We start from the raw sequence: 6,544 nt of genomic DNA, 5'->3' as shown, positions 1-6,544 counted from the left end.
CCCCATCCGCATATCGCACACCACACGGATACAGCCACTCACCCACGCCCATCAGGGACTTCGCAAGAATTCACCCCGACGAGCTGAAGTCAGTAGTCGGGGATTCCAGGCATGCCCCAATGGGCGCCTCTGTCTCTCACATGGGCTTGAGGGCAGGCGTGGCGCCAGGCCGAGAGGGCCGGGGGGCGGCACGGGCGTCCGAACAGGAGCCGCCTGCCGTGCAGGCTCAGGCGGAGCTTCGCCTCGTCGAGGACGTTGTCGTGGATGATGAGGACGCGCGCCACATGGTGGGGGTCGTGTTCCGTGACCTGTCCGCCGACGCGGCGTAGGCGGAGTCTGGCAGGACCGTCGACTCCGTCCGAGACGATGCGTGCCTCGACCAGACGCCGTCGGTCCCACACCCAGTACGCGATCTCTCCGAGCAAATAGAGGGCACCTGCGTAAACGGCCCAGACAGCGTTCGACTCTGTCCACAGCAACAGGCCGAAGAAGCCCAAGAAGCCGACCGTCACCCCGATGCGCCGCAGCCGCGGAACCATCTGCGCGCCCTTGTCGTCCGCGTCCCAGAGCAACTCTTCGCCGGAAGCCATGGGGCCATCATGGGCCCTGCCCGTCATCCTGGAAAGCTCGGGGCGTGTCTCCAAGGACCGCTCGCTACAAGGGACTTCGCATCAGCCTTGGCGACACAGCGGGCCAGGCGCATGCAGCCGGTCCCGGTCAGCGAGGTATCACGGTGGGCACGAGGGCTGTCGGCGACGCTTGAGTGGCGACCGGGATCCGGTGTCGCACGATGCGATGGGCCGCGTGGTCGACGGGGACCGCGCCCTCCGCGCTGCGCGTTGGCTATGAGGAGGCCTGCAAGAAGCGGACGACGGCTGCCTTCTCCCTTTCGATTCCCTGCTGGGCCTGAGGTGTGACGGGCTCGAACGCATCCACCTGGATGGAGCGCGCGCCGGAGCCACGGCTCCAGGTGGCGACGGCCAGGCCGTCGGCGATGACGGTGGGCCGGATGAGGCCGCCTCCCGGCCAGACACGGGCCTGGTGCAGAGCGGGGACGGACACTTCACGGGTGCGGTAGCCGACCAGGTAGTTGTCGTACGCGGGCAGCATGCGAACGTCTGGAGCGTCGGACAGGACCGGGAGTTCCTGCACCCGCCCGGCGGGCATGGTCAGCGTGCCGTACTCGGTGATCACGCCGGATTCCGCCAGCAGTCTCCAGGCCCTACGGGCCCAGGTGACCGGCAACCCGGACCAGGTGGCGAAATCCTCCAAGGCCGCGGGGGCGTGCGCCGCCAGGTACCGGCGGGCCAGCTCGGCAAGGGCAGCGTCGCCCTCCCACCGGAAGCGCCCGAGGGCGGGCAGCCAGTCGTCGAGCAGTACGTACGTGGCCTCACCGGCGCGCTGTGGGCCGTGGCAGAGGATGCCGGTGAGTGCCGCGTGGCGAATCAGATGGAAAGGTGCCTGCCCGTCCGGCGGGACACCGAGAGTGGTGAGATGCCCGGTCAGTTCGGCCCGGGTGAGTGGACCGTGCGCGGCAAGAACCTGCCGGAGGAGTCGGTCGGCGCGCCGGCGAAGATCGTCGTCCAGGCCAAGCTGCTGGTAGCGGCGGCCGGTCGCGGCGAGGAGCCGCGAGGACAGCAACCGCAGCACCCAGCGGGCGTCTTCGCTGGGGACGGTGTGCAGGGTGCCCCGCATGTACCAGCCCCGGACGATGCTCCGTTCGTCCTCGTACGCCGCGCGGATGGCGGGGGCGGTGATGTCCAGCCCACGCACCCGGATGCCCAGGTCGGCGGCCGAGGCGTCCTGGGCCTGGATGGCGAAGACCCGCCGGACCACCGCCTCGGCAGAGGCTTCTCGTGCTCCGTCGCCCAGGGCCTGCGCCTGGGCCCGCAGCCGACGGACGCTCTCGTGGTCGGGCATCGGGCTGTACCTCTCATCCAGCGCGGTCAGGCGACGGCCGCGTCGAGGAGGCCGACGAGTTCGGCGGGCGCGGACACGATCGGGCCAGTGTTCCGGGGCCTTGTCCCTGGTCGGTGGGTCTGGTTCCGTACCACGCTACAGGTGTGATCACGTGGATGGACGCGAGGAGAGCGACGGCGTGGAGCGCGGAATACAGGCGGACGTCGGGTACTCCCTGCCGGAAGGGCTCGGCCAGGCGATACGGGAGACCGCGGGTGCCATCGCCGCGCTCCTGGACGGCGCGACGGACATGAGCGGGCCTGTGCCGGGGCTGGACTGGACCGTCGGTGAGACGGCCGCCCATCTGGCCCTGGCCAACGGCCTGATGGCCGATCTCGCGGCCGGCAGGGAACGCCCGTACGGGGACGGCACGCCGCAAGGTCTCGCTGCGGCCAATGCGCAAAGTCTCGTCGAGTTTCCCGAGCGCGGGGCGGAGCCGCTGGCCGCGATGCTCGTGCAACAGACCGACGTGTTCCTGGACGCGGTGGACCAAGCCTTTCAGGAAGGGGGCGCGGGGCGGACGCTGCTGACCCCCCTCGGCCCCATGGGCCAGGACGTCCTCGCCGCCTACCTGCTGACCCACATGCTGGGCCATGGTTACGATCTCGCCCGCGGGCTGCGCCGGCCGCACATGATCAATGAGGCGCGGGTCGGGTTGTGCCTGCCTTTCCTGCGGACGGCGATGCCGCGTATTGCCGTCACCTCCACGCTGACGGCCCGTTACACCCTGCGTATCCGGGGCGGCCCGGCCTTCGGTGTCACCTTCACCGACGGCGCGGTTGAGGTGCTTCCCGACCCGCCGGAGCGTTCGGACTGCACCATCCTCACGGAGCCGGTCGCCTTCCTCCTCATCGCGCTGGGACGCCTCGGTCCCTGGCAGGCCATGGCACGCGGAGGAGTCCTCGCCTGGGGCCGCAAACCCTGGCTCGCCCCGCGCTTCCCCACCTTGTTCAACGCGCCCTGACCTTGGGGTCCCCCGACAGGGCAAGGTTGACTGCGTCTGACGGGTGGCGTGCGCTGTCAGGGGGCGATCGTGCCGCGCAGCCAATTAATTTGAGGTGCCATCAGGTCGCTTCGCGCTTACTGCTGTTGAGGTGCCCGGCAGACATCCGGACCGGGCTGGAGGCGGCGCTGGAGGGTCACGGGCCGACAGCGGTTCCCGGGTCCGGCGCACAGCGAGCATGCAGTCGTCGGTTCAGAGGCCCTACCTGCTGCCGGTACGAGTTTGCGAGAGGCGACAGTACCGGCGCCTCTGGTGATGGTTGCCCAGGAGTCCGATCCTGGTGGTCATGCCCGTTGTCCGGGCGTGAACGGGCCGGACGCGGGGGCCACGCACTTGTCGACGACGGTCCCCTCGCCGGCCGCCGAGCCGTTCAGGCAGAGCCGTCCGCCCTTCTCGCGCAGGTCGAGAAGGAAGTGTGTGGTCGTACCGGACTGCTTGAGGCCGTGGATGCGCTCGTCGATGTAGCCGAGGTCGTTGAGGATCGTTCTGACCTTGGCGGGGGTGGGGTCCGCCAGATCCCAGAGTGCCTGGGCGATGCGCTCCTCATGGAGGCTGCTCGCGCACCAGTCACGCGCGTTCAGTTCCACCTCCGGCCCGGCCGTGGGGGCTATCGGCTCGATCGCGTCGCTCGGCGGTGTCTGCCCGGACGGCAGCGTCTGCGCCGGACCGGTCGGCGGCGCCTGCGGCGGGGCGCTCGGGGGACACTGCTGCGCGACCTCGCTCAGCATGGCTGCGAAGGCCGTGCCGGGCTGGGCACCGGCGATGTCGGCGTGGCTGCTCTGCGGTCCGGTGGCGTCTGTCTGCTCGGTGCCGCAGGCGGTGAGCGCCAGCGCGGCGAGAACCGTCATGGCGAGCATGGGTCGCGGGCGGCGGGGGGAGCGGGTGGTCGTGTCGGCCGGGGCGGGGGTTTCTCTCATGCGCCCAGTCTCCGAGCAGGCGACCGCGTCCACTTGAGTACGCGTACTCAAGTGCGTGGGGGTACTTGCTCAACCAGCGCAAGGTGAAGGTGAGCGGTCGTCCTGATCATGGTCCGATCGGGGCGAGGGCGTCGACGCCGTGTAACGCGAAGCCGTTGAACCTGGTCGCGGCCACGCGCGCCTACAGCGCCCAGGGCGGTGGTATGAGGCCTTCCGCGGTGGGAGGGCGCCCCGGGACGGCAGTGAGGAGCAACCCAACTCCGCGTGGTCGTTGCCCTGCTGATCGTCCTGGTCTTCATGCTGGTCTTCGGGGCGACTACCTGCGTTACGCCTGAACAGGGTGCGATCCTCCCGACGAACGCCAATGCGGCCGTGCCAGCATGCCGAAGGCCCAGAACGAGGGCGTCGGCAGCGGCCTGGGCCGGTTCACCGAGGCCCAGCGCCTCCTCGACGGCGACGGATACTGGGCGGACGCAGGCGACAAGCTACAGCTGCCGTAGTCCACGTCGCTGGCCGGCGGCTGGGCCGTCATCTGCCGGTGAGGGCGCCGGAACGTGGCGGAGCCCGGGAGTCGTATCCAGCTCCCGGGCCCCTGGGGATGCCACCCAATTGCACACGCCGGTGGCGTTTAAGAGGACGGATCAGTCATCATGCCGTCGTGTTCTGCCTTTGAACTACCGCACCGCGTAAGAGGTGCAGGCGAGAGTCGAACTCGCATCCGACGGCGCTCGTCCGTCCCCGGTCGATCCGGCGATCGGCGGCGAATGCTGAAGCTGGAGCGAGAGTCTGAGATTGGTACGGCCTGCCTCTGCCGGGTTGGGCTACCCCGGCCTGTGACGCGTTGTGCCGGGGGGAGGACTCGAACCTCCACTGTGACCGTGTATTCAGGCTGAACTTCAGTTTCAGCTTGCGCTCATCACGCGAGCCGGTCCTCATTTCCGGCCCGCGCCTGGTTGCGCACCCCCACGCTCGCACGCGGGGGCGATCGGGGATGCTACCTGCTCCCGGCGTCAGCCGAACAGGTAGCCGAACACCGCGTCGCCGACGCGCTGGTCCGTGACGTCGACGCCGTTGGCCTCCTCGCGGGCGAACTTGACCGCCTGCTGGAGCTTCTCGACGCGTTCCACCAGCTCGTTGACCCGCCGTGCGGGGAGTGCTCCGGAGAACTTCACCGTCGTCCAGTAGCCGATGGGCACGTCCTCGTAGTACACCTCGACCTGCGCCGGGTGCTTGTCGGTCGCCTCGGCCTTGACGTGGTTGCGCGGGACCTTCTTCGTCCGGATCGTGCGGACCGGGTCCGTCTTCCACCAGTCCGTCGACGGGTCGAGGGCCCAGGACTCGGCGGCGTCCAGCACGGGCAGCTTCTTCACGAAGGTGTGCAGATCAGTGAGCTGCTTCTCCAGGAAGAGCAGATAGCTGACCGGGACGTCCGAGACGACCGTCCGCCCGTCGACGGTGACGTCCGCGCGGGCGGCGCAGTTGGCCCAGTCCTTGGTCGCCGTGACGTCGAACAGACGGGTCAGCGACGCGGACATCTCGCGCAGTACGTCCTCCGCCTGCACCTGCACCCGTGTGGACTCGGGCGGCAGTTGCTCGCCCTCCTCGTCCTTCGGCTGGTACGTACGCGAGATACCGGCCAGCAGAGCCGGCTTCTGCACCTTGTGATGAGCCGTGGTGATGTCCTGGAACGACTTGCTCTTGACGCCCTTTTCCACGGCGATGATCTGGTTCAGCTTCGCCACTGCGATCCCCCTTCGAACAGCAGGAACATACCTCACCGCGTACTCCCGCGTGCGAATGATTTTCTCCGGCCCCCGGCGAGGTCGCTCGGCGGGCGAAAGAGCGTGGCCGATGACGCGGTTGACGTAGGCGAGGGCGGTGGCGGCCGGAGTTCACCGCGTTCCGGCCTGCGTCGCGTGTGGCGTCGCGGGCGTGCGGTGGTGGTGGCGAGCCGCGATAATGGGGCTTGTCGTGCAGGGAGTTGAGGAGGCGGGAGCGTCCGGTGTCGTTACGCTATTACCTGTATGTGAGCGACAGCAAAGTCGACATGCTGCTGGCGCAGATCGACCCGGCACTCCGCCAGAAGCGCACCACGGAGGTGAACGTCAGCCTCAAGGTCGTGGGCGGCAGGCGCGTCGTCGAGGACACCGGGGAAGAGGAGCGCGGCGCACGGCTGGAACGGCTGGTGACCTTCCTGGAGGACCAGGAGGAACTCGGGACGGTCGACGATCCGAGGCGGTTCTTCCGAGGCGTGCTGAGACTGCGCTGGGGTCCGTTCCCCGCGGACCCGGGCCTGGTGTGGTTCGGCGGGTCGAGCGTCCGTACGGTGGTGGGACTGGGCGGCTCCTCGCATCATGTGCTGGGTTCGCCGCCACCGTCGGAGCCGGTGCTGCCCCGGTCGCTGACGCCCTCGCTGCTCGCCGGACTGGCGGGTGACCCGCAGATCCAGGCGCTGGTGGACATGATCGCCGCGGAGGAGGACCGGCCCGGCCGGACGGGTACGCCGGCGGCCGGGCAGGCGGTGCGGCGGGCCAACGAGCTCATGCCCGGTCCGGCGCAGCGCGTGGAGTTCGTCGCGAAGCGCCTGTTGCACGTGCCCGGTTCACCGGACGCCGGGCCCGCGGTCCTGCTCGGTACGCCCCTGTACGTCGCGCTGGTGGACTAG

The 6,544-nt window shown here is 69.3% G+C and carries 6 protein-coding genes; 2 read left to right on the top strand and 4 right to left on the bottom strand.

Going from position 1 to position 6,544, the window contains the following annotated elements; translation table 11 throughout:
• Positions 1-89: 89 nt before the first annotated feature.
• Both ACFYR0_RS29090 and ACFYR0_RS29085 read right to left on the bottom strand, forming a co-directional pair.
• Positions 90-590 carry a hypothetical protein gene (locus ACFYR0_RS29090; protein WP_389334397.1) on the bottom strand — a complete coding sequence of 167 codons (501 nt, stop codon included), beginning with the start codon at positions 588-590 and terminating at the stop codon, positions 90-92.
• A gap of 253 nt (positions 591-843) precedes the next feature.
• Entirely contained in the window at positions 844-1,920 is a 1,077-nt protein-coding gene (locus ACFYR0_RS29085) for a winged helix DNA-binding domain-containing protein (RefSeq protein ID WP_389334394.1), read from the bottom strand.
• A 178-nt stretch (positions 1,921-2,098) separates the two neighbouring features.
• On the opposite strand from ACFYR0_RS29085, the gene ACFYR0_RS29080 reads away from it, so the two are divergent.
• A complete protein-coding gene (locus tag ACFYR0_RS29080; RefSeq protein ID WP_389334409.1) occupies positions 2,099-2,923 on the top strand; it encodes a maleylpyruvate isomerase family mycothiol-dependent enzyme in 825 nt (274 codons plus the stop codon).
• Between the two features lie 323 nt (positions 2,924-3,246).
• Here ACFYR0_RS29080 and ACFYR0_RS29075 read toward each other — a convergent pair whose 3' ends face one another.
• Together ACFYR0_RS29075 and ACFYR0_RS29070 are read right to left on the bottom strand one after the other, a co-directional pair.
• Positions 3,247-3,879, bottom strand: a complete 633-nt coding sequence (locus ACFYR0_RS29075) for a hypothetical protein (protein ID WP_389334391.1) — start codon at positions 3,877-3,879, stop codon at positions 3,247-3,249.
• Between the two features lie 1,010 nt (positions 3,880-4,889).
• Positions 4,890-5,621, bottom strand: a complete 732-nt coding sequence (locus ACFYR0_RS29070) for a hypothetical protein (RefSeq protein ID WP_386376705.1) — start codon at positions 5,619-5,621, stop codon at positions 4,890-4,892.
• 260 nt (positions 5,622-5,881) lie between these two features.
• Here ACFYR0_RS29070 and ACFYR0_RS29065 point away from each other — a divergent pair, with 260 nt between their 5' ends.
• Positions 5,882-6,544 carry a DUF7019 family protein gene (locus ACFYR0_RS29065; protein WP_389334388.1) on the top strand — a complete coding sequence of 221 codons (663 nt, stop codon included), beginning with the start codon at positions 5,882-5,884 and terminating at the stop codon, positions 6,542-6,544.

It is taken from the genome of Streptomyces sp. NPDC005017, assembly GCF_042873115.1.
Taxonomy (GTDB): domain Bacteria; phylum Actinomycetota; class Actinomycetes; order Streptomycetales; family Streptomycetaceae; genus Streptomyces.
This window is presented reverse-complemented; position numbering and strand designations above follow the sequence as displayed.